Raw genomic sequence first — 17,426 nt, forward strand, 5'->3', positions numbered from 1 at the left:
GCACCGTGCCGGGGACCTCGCGAGTGGACTGTCAGCCCCGACGCATCGGGACGTGCGGGATGCCGTCGTCGAGGAATTCCTCGCCGTCGGGAACGAAGCCGTACTTGGCGTACATGTCGACCAGGTAGGACTGCGCGTTCAGACGGACGGTGGCCGAACCGGTCTCGGCCAGCGCCGCCTGCAGCAACCGGGTGGTGTAGCCGTGCCCACGGGCGGGCACGGCCGTGCACAGCCGACCGAGCCGGAAGCTGGTCACCCCGTCCTCGTGCTCTTCGAGCAGCCGCAGCGTGGCGATGACCTCACCCTCGTCGTCGAGCCACAGGTGCCGGGTCTCCGGCAGCAGGTCACGCCCGTCCAGCTCGGGATAGGCGCAGGCCTGCTCGACGACGAATACCTCGACGCGCAGTTTCAACAACCGGTACAGGGTGGCGGGGTCCAGATCCGCCGCCCACGCCCGTCTCAATGCGACCGTTGACATCATCGCGTCTTGCTATCACACCTGCGCGTAGGTGGCCGCCTCCGGCTGCGCGGGCGTGTTGTTGGCGTCCAGCTTCAGCGACTTGTTGGTCCAGTCCCAGACTTCCTGGAACAGGGCCTGGTTCTCCGACAGCTTCTGGCCCAGCGAGGGGATCATCTGCTTCAGCTGCGGGGTCCAGTCGGCGTACTCGCGCGGGAAGCAGCGCTGCATGACGTCGAGCATCGCGGTGACACAGGTCGAGGCGCCCGGCGAGGCACCGAGCAGGCCGGCGATGGTGCCGTCCTCGGCGGAGATGACCGCGGTGCCGAACTCGAGCACACCGCCCGCACCCTTCTTCCGGATGACCTGCACGCGCTGACCGGCGGTGATCAGCTCCCAGTCGCGGCCCTCGGCACGCGGCAGGAACTCCTCGAGCACACCGATCTTGCCGTTCTGCGACTTGAGCAGCTCGCTGATCAGGTACTTGGTCAGGCCCATCTCGGTGAGACCGACGCCGACGAGCGAACCGATGTTGTTCGGCTTGATCGACTTGAACAGGTCGGTGTTGGAGCCGTCCTTGAGGAACTTCGGGGTCCAGCCGGCGTAGGGGCCGAACAGCAGGCCCTTGCGGCCGTTGATGACGCGGGTGTCCAGGTGCGGCACCGACATCGGCGGCGCGCCGACGGCGGCCTTGCCGTAGACCTTGGCCTCGTGCGCGGCGATCAGCTCCGGGTTGGTCGAGCGCAGGAACTGACCGCTGATCGGGAAGCCGCCGAAGCCCTTGGCCTCCTTGATGCCGGACTTCTGCAGCAGCGGCAGCGCGCCACCACCGGCGCCGACGAAGACGAACTTCGCGTTGACGGTGCGGCTGCGGAAAGTGCGCAGGTTGCGGACGGTGACGTTCCAGCTGCCGTCGGACTGCTTGGCGAGGTCGCGGACCTCGGTGCCGAAGGCGATCTCGCCGCCGGACTTGCCGATGTAGGCCAGCAGCTGCTTGGTGAGCGCGCCGAAGTCGATGTCGGTGCCGCCGTCGGTCCAGTTCAGCGCGATCGGGTCGGCGAAGTCACGGCCCTTGGCCATCAGCGGCAGGCGCGCGGCGAACTCGTCGGGGCTGTCGATGTACTCCATGCCGCGGAACAGCGGGTGCGGCGCCAGCGCCTCGTAGCGCTTGCGCAGGTAGTCGACGTTGTCGGCGCCGTGCACGAAGCTGACGTGCGGAATAGGGTTGATGAACCCGGACGGGTCGTCGAGGACGCCGGTGTCGACGGCCGAGGCCCAGAACTGCCGGGAGACCTGGAAGCGCTCGTTGATGTCGACGGCCTTGCCGATGTCGACCGAGCCGTCGGCGTTCTGCGGGCTGTAGTTGAGTTCGCACAGCGCCGAGTGCCCGGTGCCCGCGTTGTTCCACGGATCGCTGCTCTCCGCGGCGGCGGCGTCGAGCCGCTCGAACACCGAGATGGTCCACTCCGGCTGCAGCTGCCGCAGCAGCGCGCCCAGCGTGGCACTCATGATGCCTGCGCCGATGAGAACTACATCGGTCTTTTCAGTCTTCGCAGCGTTCGACACGGGTACTTCGACTTCCTTGTCCTTCTCAGCTACCCACCGGGGTGAGTTCGCTTGGGCGCGGGCGCTTCGTGGTTTGGTGCGACTCGCGGTGAATCGCCGGGGAGTAGGTTACCCGTCGTTCACCTGAAGCCAATTGTGCACCTCAGCCGTTCGTAGTACCGCAACCGACCTACCGAATGTGATCTAAACCAACACTGCACGTCGCGCTGACCGCGCGATAGATTGAGCGGTGTGACGAACGAAACCTCACTCGATCCCGCCGGCACCGCCGATCGGACCGATGAGCAGTGGCAATCCGATGTCCTCGGCACCGGCTACCAGCAGCGCACCCTGCCGCTGGGCCCCGATCCCGACGGTGAGGGCGAGGTGGTGGCCACGCTCGTGCGCTATCTGCCCGACGCCGCCGCGCCGGCCACCGAGCCGACCGTGCTCTATCTGCACGGGTTCACCGACTACTTCTTCCAGGAGCACGTGGCCGAGCACTTCGCGGCCCGCGGACACCGCTTCTACGCTCTCGACCTGCGTAAATGTGGTCGTTCGCGGCGGGCCGGGCAGAGCGCGCACTTCGTCAGCGACCTGGCGCTCTACGACGCCGAGCTGAACGAGGCGCTGCGGATCGCGCGCGCGGAGACCGGCAACGACGTCCTGATCGTCGCGCACTCCACCGGCGGACTGGTGGCGCCGCTGTGGCTGGACCGGCTCGAGGCCGCCGGCGGCAGCGCCGCGGCAGGCGTGGTCGGCGTCGTGCTCAACAGCCCGTGGTTCGACCTGCAGGGTCCGGCGTATTACCGCACCGTCGGCACGCCGATCATCAACGCCGTCGGCAAGGTCAGGGCGTTCGCGCAGCTGCCCGCCGTGGGCGTCAGCACCGCCTACGGCGACAGCCTGCACCACAGCCGCAAGGGCGAGTGGGACTACAACCTGGACTGGAAGCCGCTCAGTGGCGAGCCGGTGCGGCTGGGCTGGCTGCGCGCCATCCGGCGCGGACAGGCCCGCCTGCACCAGGGACTGGCGATCGGGGTGCCCGCGCTCATCCTGCGCTCGCGGCTGACCAGATTCGCGCGGGCCCACAGCCCCGCCGTCGATGTCGCCGACGCCGTGCTCGACGTCAAGCAGATCCAGCGCTGGGCGGGCTGCCTGGGCGAGCGCACCACGATCGTGCCGATCGACGGCGCCCGCCACGATGTGTTCCTGTCCTCGGAAGCGGTGCGCGCCAACGCTTTCGCCGAGACCGACAGCTGGCTGGACTGGCTGGCGGCCTACCGCAAGAACTGAGCCGGGTGGCGTGCCGGGACCGCGAGGTCCCGGCCGCCGCTCACCAGAGGCTGGTCCGCAGGACGATCTCGGTGGCCAGTTCGTGGGCGCCCTCGGTGGCGATGTTGTCGACCTCGACCGGGACCACCCGGAACTCGCCGTAGACGTAGCGGCCGGAGGCATCGGCCACGGCACGCGGCAGGCTCTTGGTGACCAGCATGGTCACCGGCAGCTCGAGCGGCGGACAGGACGCGTCGGGAGCCGTGCCGTCGGCGTCGGGCACCGCCGGATGGCCGTGATCGGCGACCACCAGGCTCATGAACCGCCCGAACCGGCCCGCGCACAGCCGCCAGGCCAGCGCCGCGCCCGCACCGCGTCCCGCGACGTTCACATACGGCAGCTCGAGTTCGTCGAGAATCGCGTGGACGGCCGGGGGCTCGAGCCCCTCGACGGACTCCAGCACGACGGTCTGCAGATCGGATTCGTGCAGCCGCGCGCACACGGTGTCGAACACGTCGGCCGGATCGTCCGCATCGGGAAGCAACAGCACATTGTGCCGCGATTGTGGGCCGTCGACCCGCACTGTCCAGGCCCGGTCACCGACCGTGATCCGCCGAGATTTCATGCCGGTGTACGGTACACGGCCCGGTTGAACACGGCAGCGTGTTGCGCTCCGCCCGGCCGGTCTGTTTTTGCCCGTGTCCTGGGCTTTCCCAATCCGGAGGGCCCGAATTGCCAGACCTGTCACAGCGGGCCGGTCGCGGCTGTGAGGAGAGCGGCCGCACAGCGGGCGACGGGTGCGGTACGAGCCACGTACCGGAGCGAGGAGGTGTGCGGAGTTCCCCTCCCGGCGGCGCCGGGCACGCCGTACGATGACGGCCGAACCGATCGATCGGCGTTCACGGGGGGCTTGTGAAGCGAATCATCCAGCGTGTGCTGTGCGCTGTCGGCGCCCTCTTCTTCGGCGCGGGCGCACTGTTCGGGATCACCCAGCCGATCAACGCCACCGCCTACCTGTTGGGGTTCGGTCGCGAGGTCACCGTCCACGTCGACGAGAGCTCGCGCGGGCTGATGGGCGGCCGCAGTCGGGCCGGCATCGGCACGAACGTCGAGGACGGCAGCGCCGTCCGCCTGTTCGATGTGCGATCAGGTGACACCGTCAGCGCCCGGATGGTCCTCATCGATATCGGCGTGGACAGCTTCGCCTATCGCTCGGCCAGGGCCGCCGCCACCGATTTCATCTGGCTGGTCGGCGTCCTCGTCCTCGGCGGGCCCGCCCTGGTGTTCGGCCTCGCGGCCTCCGCGCCGGCGCGGGCGAGACCTGCTGTCACCGCAGCGGCCGACGGAGCCGATTCCCCTGCCGGTGCCGATGTTTCGAAGCCGAACACCCCCGGCGAGAGCTGAGCGTTCAGCCGACGGTGGGGCGGTCGAGTTCGCTGTGGACGACCGGTAGGTCCCGTGGTGCGCCGCGGCTGATCAGGGCGTCGAGGGCGGCCAGGTCGACGTGCCGCTCGACCAGGTCGGCCAGCAGGTCGAGCTGCGCGGTACGGGTGGCCGCCACCGAGGTGTCCGGGGCGACGCGGAATCCGGTGCGCCCCGCGTGCCGGGCGACCTCGGTCAGCCAGGCGCGGCGGAACTCGTCGGATTCGAGGAGGCCGTGCACGTGGGTGCCCCAGATCGATGCCCGCACACTGCCTTCGGGAGCTCCGTCGATGGTGAGCCAGGGCGCGTCGGCGCTGTGGCGGACGCGGCCGTGGTGGATCTCGTAGCCGTGCACCGGCAGCGCGCCCGCCTCGCCGACGACCTGGCGGGCGATCTTGGGCTCCGCGAATTCGATGGCGAGGTCGAACAATCCGAGCCCGTCCACCACGCAGGGCCGCGCCGCGTCCCCGTCCTCAGCCGACGCGGCGACGGCACCCTGATCCCCCGCGGACCCGACGTGTTCGACGCCGTCGACGATGCGCCGCCCCAGCATCTGGTAGCCGCCGCAGATCCCGAGGATCGGGCGCCCCGCGGCGGCCCGGGCGTGCAGCGCCGCGTCGATCCCCTTGGCGCGCAACCACGCCAGGTCGGAAACCGTCGACTTGGACCCGGGCACGACGACGAGATCGGCGGTGGCGATCTGATCGGGTCCGTCGGCCCAGCGGACGGCGACGCCGGGCTCGCAGGCGAGGGCTTCGATGTCGGTGGAGTTGGAGATGCGGGGCAGCCGGACGGCGGCGACGGTGAGCCAGTCGGTGCCGTGGGGTGGGCCGGGGCGACCGACCGGGGTACCCGCAACGGTGCCGAGGGAGTCCTCGGCGTCGAGCCAGAGGTCGTCGGCGAACGGCAGCACGCCCAGGGTGGGGCGGCCGGTCAGGACGGTCAGCTGGTCGAGGCCCGGTTGGAGCAGGGCGACGTCACCACGGAACTTGTTGACGAGGAAGCCCGAGATGAGCTGCTGGTCTTCGGGTTCCAGCACCGCGACGGTGCCGAACAGGTGTGCCAGCACTCCCCCTCGGTCGATATCACCGACCACGAGCACGGGCAGCTCGGCGGCGCGCGCCAGACCCATATTGGCCAGATCCGTGGCCCGCAGATTGATCTCGGCGGGTGATCCGGCGCCCTCACAGATCACCACGTCGAATTCCGCACGCAGGGAAGCGAGTTCGTCCGCCACCACCTCACGCAGCTGCTGCCTGCGCGTGAAATAGTCACGCGCGCCGACGGTCCCGACGGCCTTGCCGCGCACGACGAGCTGCGAGCGCCGATCACTGCCGGGCTTGAGCAGCACCGGATTGAACCGCACGCTCGGCTCCAACCCACACGCCCGCGCCTGCAACGCCTGCGCCCGCCCGATCTCCCCGCCGTCGAGGGTGACGACGGAGTTGTTGGACATGTTCTGCGCCTTGAACGGCGCCACCCGCACGCCACGCCGCGCGAGCATTCGGCAGATCCCCGCGACCACCACGCTTTTCCCGGCGTCGGAGGTCGTGCCCGCGATCAGCAGCGCCCCGCGCAGATCGCCGCTCATGCCACGGACCGACTCACGGCAGCGTGAGGATTTCCGCGCCCGTCTCCGTGACCACCAGGGTGTGCTCGAACTGGGCGGTCCACTTGCGATCCTTGGTGACCACGGTCCAGCCGTCGTCCCAGATGTCGTAGTCGATACCGCCGAGGTTGATCATCGGCTCGATGGTGAAGGTCATGCCGGGCTCAATGACCGACTCGATGCTGGGCTGGTCGTAGTGCAGGATAACCAGGCCGCTGTGGAAGGTGGGACCGACGCCGTGGCCGGTGAAGTCGCGGACGACGCCGTAGCCGAACCGATTGGCGTAGGCCTCGATGACGCGCCCGATCACATTGAGCGCACGGCCCGGCTTGACCGCCTTGATGGCCCGGTTGGTGGCCTCTTCGGTGCGCTCGACCAGCAGGCGCACCTCCTCGTCCACGTCGCCGGCGAGGAAGGTCTTGTTGGTGTCACCGTGCACGCCGTGGATGAAGGCGGTGACATCGATATTGACGATGTCACCGTCCTCGATGACGGTCGAGTCGGGGATGCCGTGGCAGATGACCTCGTTGAGCGAGGTGCAGCAGGACTTGGGGAAGCCCTTGTAGCCCAGGGTCGAGGGGTAGGCGCCGTGATCGCACATGTACTCGTGGGCGATCCGGTCCAGCTCGTCGGTGGTGACGCCGGGCGCGACCGCCTTGCCCGCCTCCTCGAGGGCCTGCGCGGCGATCTTGCCCGCGATCCGCATCTTCTCGATGGTCTCGGCGGTCTGCACCCAGGGCTCGCGCCCTTCGTTGGCGGTCTTCTTCCACACGTACTCGGGACGCTCGATGGAACGCGGGACGTCCCGGATCGGCGACTGGGTGCCGGGAACGAGTGGCTGACGGGTGCGCACGGACATAGCTGCGAGTGTAGCCAGCACCCCTACCCGGCGCTGTGGCGCGGTTCGAGCCGGACCACGATGCCCTTCGAGGTAGGGGTGTTGCTGATGTCGGCCACGCTGTCGAGCGGGACCAGCACGTTCGTCTCCGGATAGTAGGCCGCCGCCGAGCCACGGCTGGCCGGGTAGGCGACCACGACGAAGTTCTCCGCGCGCCGCTCGACCCCGTCCGTCCAGACGCTGACCAGATCGACCACGTCGCGGTCGGCCAGGCCGAGCTCGGCCAGATCGTCCGGGTTGACCATCACCACCCGGCGCGCGTTGTGGATGCCCCGGTAGCGGTCGTTGTTCGCGTACGGGATGGTGTTCCACTGGTCGTGCGAGCGCAGCGACTGCAACAGCAGGTGACCGGGCGGCACGTCGAGGAAGGTGAACTCGTTGCGGGTGAATTCCGCTTTGCCGCTGGCCGTGCGGTAGATGCCCCGGTTGACCGGGTTGATCAGCCGCAGTCCACCCGGCCGCTCGACGCGCTCGGTGAAGTTCTCGAAGCCGGGCACCACCCGCGAGATCCGGTCGCGCACGGTGTTGTAGTCGGCTTCGAACTCCGCCCACGGAATCGCCGGGGTCGCGCCGAGGGTGCGCTGGGCGAGCCGGGAGATGATGGCGACCTCGCTGAGCAGGTGCGGCGAGGCCGGGTCGAGGCGACCTCGCGAGGCGTGCACCTCGCTCATCGAGTCCTCCACCGTGACGAACTGCTCGCCGGTGGCCTGGATGTCGCGATCGCTGCGGCCCAGGGTCGGCAGGATCAGCGCGGTCTCACCGCACACCGTGTGCGAGCGATTGAGTTTGGTGGAGATCTGCACGGTGAGCGCGCACTGCCGCAGGGCGGCCTCGGTCACCGCGCTGTCCGGTGTCGCCCGTGCGAAATTGCCCGCGACGCCGACGAAGACCTTCGCCTGACCGTCGCGCATCGCGCGGATCGCGGCGACGGAGTCCAGGCCGTGCGCGGTCGGCGGGGTGAAGCCGAACTCGGCGCCGAGGGCGTCGAGGAAGGTCTGCGGTACCCGTTCCCAGATGCCCATCGTGCGGTCGCCCTGCACATTGCTGTGTCCGCGGACCGGGCACACGCCCGCTCCGGTGCGGCCGAGATTGCCACGCAGCAGCAGGAAGTCGACGATCTCGCGGATCGTGGGCACCCCGTGCTTGTGCTGGGTCAGGCCCATCGCCCAGCACACGATGATCCGTCGCGAGCCGAGCACAGCCGCATGCACGTCCTCGATGGCCGCGCGGGTCAGGCCGGTCGCTTCGAGGGCGGCGTCCCAGCCGATCCCCCTGGCGTGCGCGGCGAACTCGGCGAAGCCGTGGGTGTGTTCGCGGATGAACTCGTGGTCCAGGACGGTGCCGGGGGCGGCGTCCTCGGCCTCGAGCAGCAGCCGGTTCAGGGTCTGGAACAGCGCGAGGTCACCGCCCGGTCGGATCTGCAGGAAGTAATCGGCGATCGCGGTGCCGCGCCCGATCACCCCGCGCGGGACCTGCGGGTTCTTGAACCGGATCAGCCCGGCCTCGGGCAGCGGGTTGACCGCGACCACCTTCGCGCCGTTGCGCTTGGCCCGCTCCAGCGCCGAGAGCATCCGGGGATGGTTGGTGCCGGGGTTCTGCCCGACGACGAAGATCAGGTCGGCGGCGTAGATGTCCTCCAGCGACACGCTGCCCTTGCCGACGCCCAGGGTCTGGTTCAGCGCAGAACCGCTGGACTCGTGGCACATGTTGGAGCAGTCGGGCAGATTGTTGGTGCCGTAGGCGCGGGCGAACAGTTGCAGCAGGAACGCGGCCTCGTTGTTGAGCCTGCCCGAGGTGTAGAACAGCGCCTCGTTCGGCGAGGCGAGGCCGCGCAGCGTCTCGGCGATCAGGTCGAGGGCGGCGTCCCAGCCGATGGGCTCGTAGTGGGCGGCGCCGGGGCGCTTGACCATCGGTTCGGTCAGTCTGCCCTGCTGGTTGAGCCAGTAGTCGGAGGTGGCGTCGAGTTCGTCGACGGTGTGGGTGGCGAAGAACTCGCGGGTGACCCGGCGGGTGGTCGCCTCGTCGCTGACGTGCTTGGCGCCGTTCTCGCAGTACTCGTTCTTGTGCCGGTGCTCGGGCTCCGGCCAGGCGCAGCCCGGACAGTCGAAGCCCTCGGTCTGGTTGACGTTGAGCAGGGTGAGCGCGGTGCGCGTGGCCGAGGTCTGCGCCAGCGAGTACTCGAGTGCGTGGACCACCCCGGGAACGCCGGCCGCCCAGGTCTTGGGCGGGGTGACCGACAGGTCGTCGGTGGGGTCGTCGATCGAGGTCATCACCGGCTTCTTCCCGTGCCGCGGCACTGCGATCGGACTGGATGACCTCAGGCTTCCCAGTTTCGGGGCGGTTGTCAACGCGACGGTTCACACCCGGTTTCGCCCGCAGGGGTGAGGACGGACGAGCGCCGCGCTCGCACGCTGTCTGCATGACGACACTTCCCGCCCCGACCCTCGCCGCCGTCGCCCAGCAGCTGACCGGCGGCGGCCGCGGCATTCTCGCCGCCGACGAGTCGATCAAGACCATGTCCGCGCGTCTCGAGCAGGAGGGCATCCCGGCGAGCGCGACCGCCCGGCGCGACTATCGCGCCCTGCTGCTGACCACCGACGGACTGGCGGATCGGGTCAGCGGAATCATCCTGTGCGACGAGACCTTCGGCCAGGAACTCGCCGACGGCCGTGCCTTCCCCGCCGCCGCGCGCGATCTGGACATCCTGCCCGGCATCAAGGTCGACACCGGCACCACCGCCCTGCCAGGGCAGGCGGGCGCGCTGGTCACCGAGGGACTCGACGGTCTCGGCGCCCGGCTGGCGTCCTATGCCGAGCGCGGGGCCGCCTTCGCCAAGTGGCGGGCGGTGTTCGACGTGCGGACGATCACGCCCTACGCCGCGCACGCCAACGGGCACGCGCTGGCGCGCTATGCCGCGCTGTGCCAGGAGCACGGCATCGTGCCGATCGTCGAGCCGGAGGTGCTGTGCACCGGCGAGCACGACCTGGCCGCGTCCGCCCAGGCGACCCGGCTCGCCCTGCGGTCGGTGTTCGCCGCGCTCGACGCCGCCGGCGTCGACCTGACCGGCATCGTGCTCAAGCCGAACTTCGTGACCCCGGGCCTGGCCGCCGCGCCCGCGTCCACCGCGGCGGTGGTGGACGCGACCTTCGAGGTCCTGCGCGACACCGTGCCCGCCGCGGTCCCCGGCATCGCGTTCCTGTCCGGCGGCCAGCCGACCGAGCGGGTCTGCGAGTACCTGCGCGCGCTGCACGCCCACGGCGACCGGCCGTGGGCGGTCACGTTCTCGTTCGGGCGCGCGCTGGTCAGCGCCGCGTTACGGACCTGGGCCGGCGCGCCCGCCGCGGTGCTCGACGCGCAGCGGGTGCTGTTGGCGAACTGCCGCAGTGCCGCCGACGCGACCCGCTGACTACCGCAGCGGCAGCTCGACCAGCACGATCGTGCCGCGCCCCAGCAGCGACTCGACGCGCAGCGAAGCCTCGATGACGGCGCAGCGTTCGGCCAGGGAGCTCAGGCCGAAGTGCTGGCCGTCGGCGGCGGCCCGCTCGGCCCGGCGCGCGGCGGGGTCGAAACCCGCGCCGTCGTCGGAACAGCCGAGCACCACCGAGTCGCCGACCCGGCGCAGCGACAGCACGATCCGGCTCGCGCCCGCGTGCTTGACCGCGTTCACCAGCGCTTCCTGCGCGATCCGGTACAGCGCGGCGGCCGCGTGGTCGGCGATGTCGCCGACCGCGGCGGCCGGGTCGACGAGCAATTCGATCGCCGGGCCGCCGCCGGTGCCCGCGGTGCGGACCAGCGATTCGAGCGCGGCGACCAGGCCGAGGTCGTCGAGAACCAGGCTGTGCAGGCCCGAGATCGCCGCCCTGGTCTCGTTGTAGGCGAAATCGGCCAGCGTCCGGGCACTGACCAGTTCGGCGCGGGCCCGCTCCAGCGCGCGCACGCCGGACTCGTCGCCCGTGGCGACGTGGGCGGCGAGTTCGGAGACGGTCAGGTCGGCCGCGGACAGGTGGAACGACATCGACGCGAGCGCGGTGGTCACCCCGTCGTGCAGGTCGAACGCGATGCGCCGACGCTCGGCCTCCTGCGCGGAGATCGCCTGTTCGACCAGGCGATCCCGTTCGGTGCGGTGCCGGTTGACGGTGCGCCACAACCGGTGCGCGTGCACCGACAGGCCGAGGACGACCGCGTAGCCCGCCGCGCGGTCGAGGTCGGCCGGGCCGAACGGTTCGGCCGGATCCCGGTGCGCGGCGAGGACTCCCACCACGGAATCGTCGACACCGCGCAGCGGCAGGCACATCCGCGCGATCGTCTGCCCCGGCTCGAGGCGTAACAGGCTGCGGTGCAGGGCGTTCCGTGGCGAATCCCGATCCAGCAGGACCGGGGTTCCGGTCCGGGCGACCAACCCCGTCACCCCGAACCCGACCGGCAGGGTCAGCGAGCCGGCCGACGGGTGCGCCGGCCACAGATCGACCACGCCGAGATCGGATCCGTCGACGGCGTAGAGCTGCACACCGTCGGCCGCGAGCAGCGGGGCCAGCTGCGCCGCCGTCGGCGCGGCACCGGTCACCGGAACAGCCCTTCCCGCAACGCGACCGCGATCGCCCCGCTCCGATCGGACACGCCCAGTTTGCGATACAGCCCGCGGATGTGGGTCTTCACCGTGTCCTCGCTGACCACGAGCTTGCCCGCCACCGCCCGGTTGGAGTGCCCGGAGACCAGCAGTCCCAGCACTTCCGACTCGCGCTGGGTCAGGCCCAGGTGCGCGCCCGACCAGAACTGCCCCGCGTCGAGCCGGGCCGCGGCCAGTGCCACCCGACCGGCCAGGGCGGGATCGATGACGGTCTCGCCCTCGGCGGCGCGGCGCAGGTGGGCGACGAGTTCACGCCCGTCCACGCGCTTGAGCACATACCCGGCCGCGCCCGCGCGCAGCGCCTGATAGAGGTAGTGCTCGTCGTCGTACACGGTGAGCACCACGACCTTGGTGCCCGGATACCGCTCGGTGATCTGGCGGCACAGATCCAGACCGCTGGCCTTGCCGATGCGGATGTCGCACAGGACGATGTCGGGCCGGTGCTCGTCGATCAGGCGCAGCGCCGCGGTGTCGGTGCTCGACTGGCCCACGATCACGACCTCGTCGGGGAAGTGGCCGAGCATCGCGTCGAGCCCGTGCAGGACCATCTCGTGGTCGTCGACGAGCACCAACCGTAACGGGGTCGGCGGCTCCGGCATACCGCCACAGTACGGCGGAAAAGCACTGGGGTTCGGGGCAATCGGCGAGAAATCACCCGTGCGGCCACCCGCGCGGGGGAAGGCCGCGCTGCCCCGGGTGCGGTCGGATGGACGGACCCGATCGAAAGGCGCCACCCATGCCGGAATCCACTGTTCATCGGCCGCTCGTCGTGTCCGCCGTCGACACCGACCGGCTCGCCGTCGACACCCTGCGCTTCCTCGCCGCCGACATGGTCGAGGCCGCGAACTCCGGGCATCCCGGGATGCCGATGGGGGCGGCGCCGATGGCGTGGACGCTGTGGAGCAGGCATCTGCGCCACGATCCGGCCGACCCCGGCTGGGCCGACCGCGATCGGTTCGTGCTGTCCGCCGGGCACGGTTCGGCACTGCTGTACGGGCTGCTGCACCTGTTCGGCTACGACCTGCCCATCGCGGAGCTGCGCCGGTTCCGCCAGCTCGGGTCGCGCACGCCGGGCCATCCCGAGTACGGCGAGACACCGGGGGTGGAGTGCACGACCGGCCCGCTCGGCCAGGGGCTGGCGATGGCGGTCGGTATGGCGTTGGCGGAGCGCATGACCCACGCCCGCTACCCCGAGCTCACCGACCACCGCACCTACGCGATCGTCGGCGACGGCTGCCTGATGGAGGGCGTCAGCCACGAGGCGGCCTCGCTCGCCGGGCAGCTGCGGCTGGGCCGGTTGATCGTGCTGTGGGACGACAACGCCATCACCATCGACGGCGCGGTGGACCGGGCCTGCGGCGACGACCAGCTCGCCCGCTTCGCCGCCTACGGCTGGCACACCGAGGCGGTGCCCGACGGCACCGATATCGCCGCGATCGACGCGGCGCTGACCCGGGCGAAGGACGATCCCCGGCCGAGCTTCCTCGCTGTCCGGACGGTGATCGGGCACGGTGCGCCCGACGTGGCCGGCACGGCGAAGGCGCACGGATCACCGTTGGGCGCCGATCAGCTGGCGCGGGCCAAAGAGCTCGCGGGATGGACGTTTCCGCCGTTCACGGTGCCCGAGCAGGTCGCCGCGACGTGCGCGGTGCTCGCCGGGCTCGGCGCCGAGGACCGGGCCGACTGGCTCGGCCGGTTTACCGAATTCGCCGCTGCCGCACCGCGACGCGCCGACGAGTTCGCCAGGGCCGGTGCGCGGACACTGCCCGACGGTCTGGCCGACGCGCTGTCCGGGATCGTCGGCGACGCGCCACGGGCGACCCGGCAGTCCTCGCAGGCGTGCCTGGACGCCCTGCGCCCGATCCTGCCGGAGCTGGTGGGCGGCTCGGCCGACCTGGCGGGCTCGACCGGAACCGCGTTCGGCCCGGTCGTGCGCGGGGACGACTACGCACCCACCGCGATCGCGTTCGGCATCCGCGAGTTCGGCATGGCCGCCGTCCTCAACGGAATCAGCCTGCACGGCGGGTTCCGCGTGTTCGGCAGTACGTTCCTGGTGTTCGCCGACTACCTGCGGCCCGCGCTGCGATTGTCGGCGCTGATGGGTCAGCCCGTGATCTACGTGCTCACCCACGATTCCATCGCCGTCGGCGAGGACGGGCCGACCCACCAGCCCGTCGAACACCTCGAATCGCTGCGCGTCATCCCCGGTCTCCAGGTGCTGCGCCCGGCCGACGATGCCGAGACCGCGCTCGCCTGGGAACTCGCGCTGACCCGCACCGACGGGCCGACCGCGCTGATCCTGTCCCGACAGTCGCTGCCGCAGCACGACACCCACCGCCGAGCACCCCAACCCACTGTCACGCCCCGGCCCGCCGCGGCCGACGGTCCCGGCGCCGAGGACCTCGTGCCCGCCCCGCGAGTGACAGCCACCGGCAAGCCTTCGGACGCCGCCGTCGTCGGCTCCCCGCCCACCGCCGACGATGGCGCGGTCGCTGTCGCCGAGCCGCTGATCGGCGAGGAACATCGCACCGTCGAGCTCGTCGCCACCGGTTCGGAAGTCGCACTGGCGGCGGCGGTCGCCCAGGAACTCCGCGCCGACGGCCATCCTGTGCGGGTGGTGTCGGTGCTGGATCGCACGCGCTACTCCCCCGATCCCTCGGCGTGCACCGTCAGCATCGAGGCGGGCACGACCACGGCCTGGGCTGGCGTGGTCGACCTGGCGATCGGTATCGACGAGTTCGGGCACAGCGGTCCCGGCGCCGAGGTCATGGCCCACCACGGCTTCACCGTGTCGTCGGCGCTCGCCCGCATCCGCGACCATCTGGGCAGCGCGCGATGACCCGCCTGGAGGCGGTGATCTTCGATGTCGACGGCACCCTGGTCGACAGCGAACGCGACGGCCACCGGGTGGCGTTCAACGCGGCCTTCGCCGAAGCCGGACTCCCCGACCGCTGGGATGTCGACCGCTACGGGGAGCTGCTGCGGATCGCCGGTGGCGCCCAGCGGATGACCCACTGGTTCGAGAGCACCGGGCGCTCAGCCGACCAGGCCAGAGAACTCGCGCAACGACTACACCCCGCCAAGACCCGGATCATGCGGAGCCTGGTCGAGGACGGGCAGATCCAGCCGAGGCCGGGCGCCCGGGAGCTCATCGAACGGCTCGCCGCCCGCGGTGTCGCGCTGCATGTGGCCACCACGGGCACCCGCGCGTGGGTGGAACCGTTGCTGCGCAACGCCTTCGGCGAGGTGTTCGACACCGTGGTCACCGGGACGGAGGTGCCCGACCTCAAACCGAGTCCGGCGGTGTATCTGGAGGTCCTGGCCCGCACCGGGTCCGCTCCCGAGCACGTTGTCGCCGTGGAGGATTCCGCCAATGGCGTGCTCGCCGCGACAGCGGCCCGGGTGCCGTGCGTCGCGGCGCAGAACGCCTATACCCGCTCGCACGATCTGTCCGCGGCGCTGCTGGTCGCGGACGGTCTGGACGACCCGGAACTGGTCAGCTGGTTCGACGGCCAGCCGGCCGCGGCACCGCCGCGTTCCCGGTAACCACCGCGTGCGGGGTCGGCGCGAGCAGTCGCCGTGCGGCGAATCCCGGCGGGCGACGCTCCTCGATCGCCCTACGGTCGGCCGGTCAGAACGCGGTGACCGCGTCCGCCGCCGGGGTGACTTCGGTGGCGGGCCGCGTGCGGCGCAGCACCGTCACGCTGACGAGCAGCGCCGCCGCGAGCAGCCCGGCCGCGACGGTGAACGCGAGCCGGTAGCCGCTGGTCAACGCGACGGCTTCGGTAGCACCCGAGGCGAGTTGGGCGCCGGTCCTGGTAGCGGCGAGGGTGGACAGGACCGCGATTCCGATCGCCATCCCGACCTGCTGAGTGGTGTTGAACAGGCCAGAGGCGAGCCCGGCGTCATCGGCCGAGGCACCCGACATGCCCAGTGCGGTGAGCGCGGGCAGCACCAGGCCGCCACCGGCGATCAACACCATCATGGGCAGCAGATCGGTGACATAGTCGGCGTCGACGGGCAGCCGCATCAGCCACGACATGCCGACCAGCAGCAGCACCAGGCCGGCGATCAGCACGGCCCGTTCGCCGAAGCGTGTCATCAGCCGGGCCGAGGCGAACAGCGATACCCCGCCGATGGCGACCGCGGCGGGCAGCATGGCCAGACCGGTCTGCAAGGCGTTGTAGCCCAGTACCTTCTGCAGGTACAGCGCGACGATGATCTGGAAGGCGAACATCGCCGACAGCGTCAGCATCTGCACCACATTGGCGCCGGAGACGGCGCGCGAGCGGAAGATCCGCAACGGCAGGAGCGGCTTGCGCGCGGTGGCCTGCCGGACGACGAACGCGACGAGCAGCGCGACGGCCGACGCCGCGAGCCCCAGGGTGCGTGGCGACACCCAGCCGTACCGCTCGACCTCGACGATGGTGTAGATCCCGAGCATCAGACCGGCGGTGACCAGGACGGCCCCGAACACGTCGGCGCCCGCCGCCCACCCCAGACCGCGATCGGCCGGCAGCGCCCTAACGGCGACGAGCATCGTCACCAGCCCGATCGGCACATTGATCAGGAAGATCCAGTGCCAGTTCAGCGCATCCGTGAGCACGCCGCCGAGCACCTGCCCGATCGAGGCCCCCGCCGCGCCGGTGAAGCTGAAAATGCCGATGGCCGTGGCCCGTTCACGCGGTCCGGGAAAGATCGTGACCAGGATGCCGAGCACCACCGACGCAGCGATGGCGCTGCCGACGCCCTGCAGGAAGCGGGCCGCCACCAGCATCGCCGGGGTGGTCGCCGCGCCCGCCAGCAGCGAGGCCGCGGTGAAAACGACGGTGCCGGTGAGGAACATCGTCTTGCGGCCGATCAGGTCGCCCAGCCGTCCGGCCAGCAGGAGCAGTCCACCGAAGGCGATCAGGTAGGCGTTGACGGTCCAGCTCAGGCCGGCGGGCGAGAAGCCGAGATCCGCCTGGATGGCGGGCAGCGCGACGGTGACGATGCTGCCGTCGAGGATGGTCATCAGCGTCGCCGCCGACAGCACCGCCAAGGCGATGCGCTGAGAAGAGGTCATGAAATGACCGTACTAGATAGTTTCGTTGCAGACAATCTATAACGGACTATTGCCGGGCGCGCCGCGCGGGAGCCGCCTCCACCGCGGTGGACAGATGCCCCTCCACCAGCAGATTCAGCGCGCGAACCAAGGTCTCCCGCTCGCCTTTCGGCAACGATTCGAGCGCCGCCCGATGCACGCCGTCCACGATGTCGGCACTGCGCGCGGCCAGCTTCGCCCCCGCGGGCGTCACCGCAATGATGCGCGCGCGACGGTCGGTACTCGACGGCTTGCGCTCGGCCAGACCCGCCTTCTCCAGCGCGTCGACGGTGACGACCATGGTCGTCTTGTCCATGTCGCCGAGCTCGGCGAGCTGCGCCTGGGTCCGCTCGGCCTCGAGCGCGTGCACCAGCACGCAGTGCATGCGGGCCGTCAGCCCGATCTCGGCCAGCGCGGCCGCCATCTGGGTGCGCAGGACATGACTCGTGCGGTCGAGCAGGAAGGACAGGTCGGGTTCGGTGCGCGTCGTCGCGAGGGCGGTCATACCGT

The 17,426-nt window shown here is 70.6% G+C and carries 15 protein-coding genes; 5 read left to right on the plus strand and 10 right to left on the minus strand.

Translation table 11 applies throughout. The features are described from left to right. Nucleotides 1-31: 31 nt before the first annotated feature. Both Q7X29_RS25080 and mqo read right to left on the minus strand, forming a co-directional pair. Nucleotides 32-481, minus strand: a complete 450-nt coding sequence (locus Q7X29_RS25080; RefSeq protein WP_218718451.1) for a GNAT family N-acetyltransferase — start codon at nt 479-481, stop codon at nt 32-34. Between the two features lie 12 nt (nt 482-493). Further along, complete coding sequence (gene mqo / locus Q7X29_RS25085; protein WP_255587727.1) at nt 494-1,966, minus strand: malate dehydrogenase (quinone); 1,473 nt, start codon at nt 1,964-1,966, stop codon at nt 494-496. 288 nt (nt 1,967-2,254) lie between these two features. On the opposite strand from mqo, the gene Q7X29_RS25090 reads away from it, so the two are divergent. Beyond that, on the plus strand, nt 2,255-3,298 hold the full coding sequence (locus Q7X29_RS25090) for an alpha/beta hydrolase (protein WP_316575542.1): 1,044 nt from the start codon (nt 2,255-2,257) through the stop codon (nt 3,296-3,298). Nucleotides 3,299-3,338: 40 nt separating this feature from the next. On the opposite strand, the gene Q7X29_RS25095 is transcribed toward Q7X29_RS25090, so the two are convergent. Beyond that, on the minus strand, nt 3,339-3,902 hold the full coding sequence (locus tag Q7X29_RS25095) for an alpha/beta hydrolase (RefSeq protein WP_218718454.1): 564 nt from the start codon (nt 3,900-3,902) through the stop codon (nt 3,339-3,341). A 287-nt stretch (nt 3,903-4,189) separates the two neighbouring features. On the opposite strand from Q7X29_RS25095, the gene Q7X29_RS25100 reads away from it, so the two are divergent. After that, complete coding sequence (locus Q7X29_RS25100) at nt 4,190-4,681, plus strand: hypothetical protein (protein ID WP_316575543.1); 492 nt, start codon at nt 4,190-4,192, stop codon at nt 4,679-4,681. A 4-nt stretch (nt 4,682-4,685) separates the two neighbouring features. On the opposite strand, the gene Q7X29_RS25105 is transcribed toward Q7X29_RS25100, so the two are convergent. Genes Q7X29_RS25105 through Q7X29_RS25115 form a run of 3 tightly spaced genes read right to left on the minus strand, consistent with a single transcriptional unit; the run spans nt 4,686 to nt 9,476 of the window. Next, entirely contained in the window at nt 4,686-6,290 is a 1,605-nt protein-coding gene (locus Q7X29_RS25105) for a cobyric acid synthase (RefSeq protein ID WP_316575544.1), read from the minus strand. A gap of 13 nt (nt 6,291-6,303) precedes the next feature. After that, complete coding sequence (gene map, locus Q7X29_RS25110) at nt 6,304-7,167, minus strand: type I methionyl aminopeptidase (RefSeq protein WP_218718457.1); 864 nt, start codon at nt 7,165-7,167, stop codon at nt 6,304-6,306. 23 nt (nt 7,168-7,190) lie between these two features. Then, a complete protein-coding gene (locus tag Q7X29_RS25115; RefSeq protein WP_316575545.1) occupies nt 7,191-9,476 on the minus strand; it encodes an FdhF/YdeP family oxidoreductase in 2,286 nt (761 codons plus the stop codon). Between the two features lie 149 nt (nt 9,477-9,625). Between Q7X29_RS25115 and Q7X29_RS25120 the strand changes: the two genes are divergently transcribed. Continuing rightward, nucleotides 9,626-10,612, plus strand: coding sequence for a class I fructose-bisphosphate aldolase (locus tag Q7X29_RS25120; RefSeq protein WP_218718459.1), 987 nt, complete (start codon nt 9,626-9,628; stop codon nt 10,610-10,612). Here the strand turns inward: Q7X29_RS25120 and Q7X29_RS25125 are convergent, their stop codons facing one another. Together Q7X29_RS25125 and Q7X29_RS25130 are read right to left on the minus strand one after the other, a co-directional pair. Further along, nucleotides 10,613-11,770, minus strand: coding sequence for a GAF domain-containing sensor histidine kinase (locus Q7X29_RS25125; RefSeq protein ID WP_316575546.1), 1,158 nt, complete (start codon nt 11,768-11,770; stop codon nt 10,613-10,615). Continuing rightward, nucleotides 11,767-12,432 carry a response regulator gene (locus tag Q7X29_RS25130; protein ID WP_218718461.1) on the minus strand — a complete coding sequence of 222 codons (666 nt, stop codon included), beginning with the start codon at nt 12,430-12,432 and terminating at the stop codon, nt 11,767-11,769. Before Q7X29_RS25130 ends, Q7X29_RS25125 begins: the two co-directional genes overlap by 4 nt. 137 nt (nt 12,433-12,569) lie before the next feature. Here Q7X29_RS25130 and Q7X29_RS25135 point away from each other — a divergent pair, with 137 nt between their 5' ends. Further along, entirely contained in the window at nt 12,570-14,672 is a 2,103-nt protein-coding gene (locus tag Q7X29_RS25135) for a transketolase family protein (RefSeq protein ID WP_316575547.1), read from the plus strand. Next, nucleotides 14,669-15,379: an HAD-IA family hydrolase gene (locus Q7X29_RS25140; RefSeq protein ID WP_316575548.1), complete on the plus strand. Its 711-nt coding sequence runs from the start codon at nt 14,669-14,671 to the stop codon at nt 15,377-15,379. Before Q7X29_RS25135 ends, Q7X29_RS25140 begins: the two co-directional genes overlap by 4 nt. Nucleotides 15,380-15,464: 85 nt before the next feature. Here Q7X29_RS25140 and Q7X29_RS25145 read toward each other — a convergent pair whose 3' ends face one another. Continuing rightward, nucleotides 15,465-16,898: a DHA2 family efflux MFS transporter permease subunit gene (locus Q7X29_RS25145; RefSeq protein ID WP_316575549.1), complete on the minus strand. Its 1,434-nt coding sequence runs from the start codon at nt 16,896-16,898 to the stop codon at nt 15,465-15,467. Between the two features lie 46 nt (nt 16,899-16,944). Next, nucleotides 16,945-17,421: a MarR family winged helix-turn-helix transcriptional regulator gene (locus Q7X29_RS25150; protein ID WP_218718465.1), complete on the minus strand. Its 477-nt coding sequence runs from the start codon at nt 17,419-17,421 to the stop codon at nt 16,945-16,947. Between the last annotated feature and the right edge of the window lie 5 nt (nt 17,422-17,426).

It is taken from the genome of Nocardia canadensis (genome assembly GCF_032656385.1).
GTDB classification, from domain to species: domain Bacteria; phylum Actinomycetota; class Actinomycetes; order Mycobacteriales; family Mycobacteriaceae; genus Nocardia; species Nocardia canadensis.

Coding starts and splice junctions, on each gene's coding strand:
- Q7X29_RS25080 (WP_218718451.1), bottom strand. CDS start 481: ATGATGTCAACGGTCGCATTGAGACGGGCGTGGGCGGCGGATCTGGAC.
- mqo (WP_255587727.1), bottom strand. CDS start 1,966: ATGAGTGCCACGCTGGGCGCGCTGCTGCGGCAGCTGCAGCCGGAGTGG.
- Q7X29_RS25095 (WP_218718454.1), bottom strand. CDS start 3,902: ATGAAATCTCGGCGGATCACGGTCGGTGACCGGGCCTGGACAGTGCGG.
- Q7X29_RS25105 (WP_316575544.1), bottom strand. CDS start 6,290: ATGAGCGGCGATCTGCGCGGGGCGCTGCTGATCGCGGGCACGACCTCC.
- map (WP_218718457.1), bottom strand. CDS start 7,167: ATGTCCGTGCGCACCCGTCAGCCACTCGTTCCCGGCACCCAGTCGCCG.
- Q7X29_RS25115 (WP_316575545.1), bottom strand. CDS start 9,476: ATGACCTCGATCGACGACCCCACCGACGACCTGTCGGTCACCCCGCCC.
- Q7X29_RS25120 (WP_218718459.1), top strand. CDS start 9,626: ATGACGACACTTCCCGCCCCGACCCTCGCCGCCGTCGCCCAGCAGCTG.
- Q7X29_RS25130 (WP_218718461.1), bottom strand. CDS start 12,432: ATGCCGGAGCCGCCGACCCCGTTACGGTTGGTGCTCGTCGACGACCAC.
- Q7X29_RS25135 (WP_316575547.1), top strand. CDS start 12,570: ATGCCGGAATCCACTGTTCATCGGCCGCTCGTCGTGTCCGCCGTCGAC.
- Q7X29_RS25140 (WP_316575548.1), top strand. CDS start 14,669: ATGACCCGCCTGGAGGCGGTGATCTTCGATGTCGACGGCACCCTGGTC.
- Q7X29_RS25145 (WP_316575549.1), bottom strand. CDS start 16,898: ATGACCTCTTCTCAGCGCATCGCCTTGGCGGTGCTGTCGGCGGCGACG.
- Q7X29_RS25150 (WP_218718465.1), bottom strand. CDS start 17,421: ATGACCGCCCTCGCGACGACGCGCACCGAACCCGACCTGTCCTTCCTG.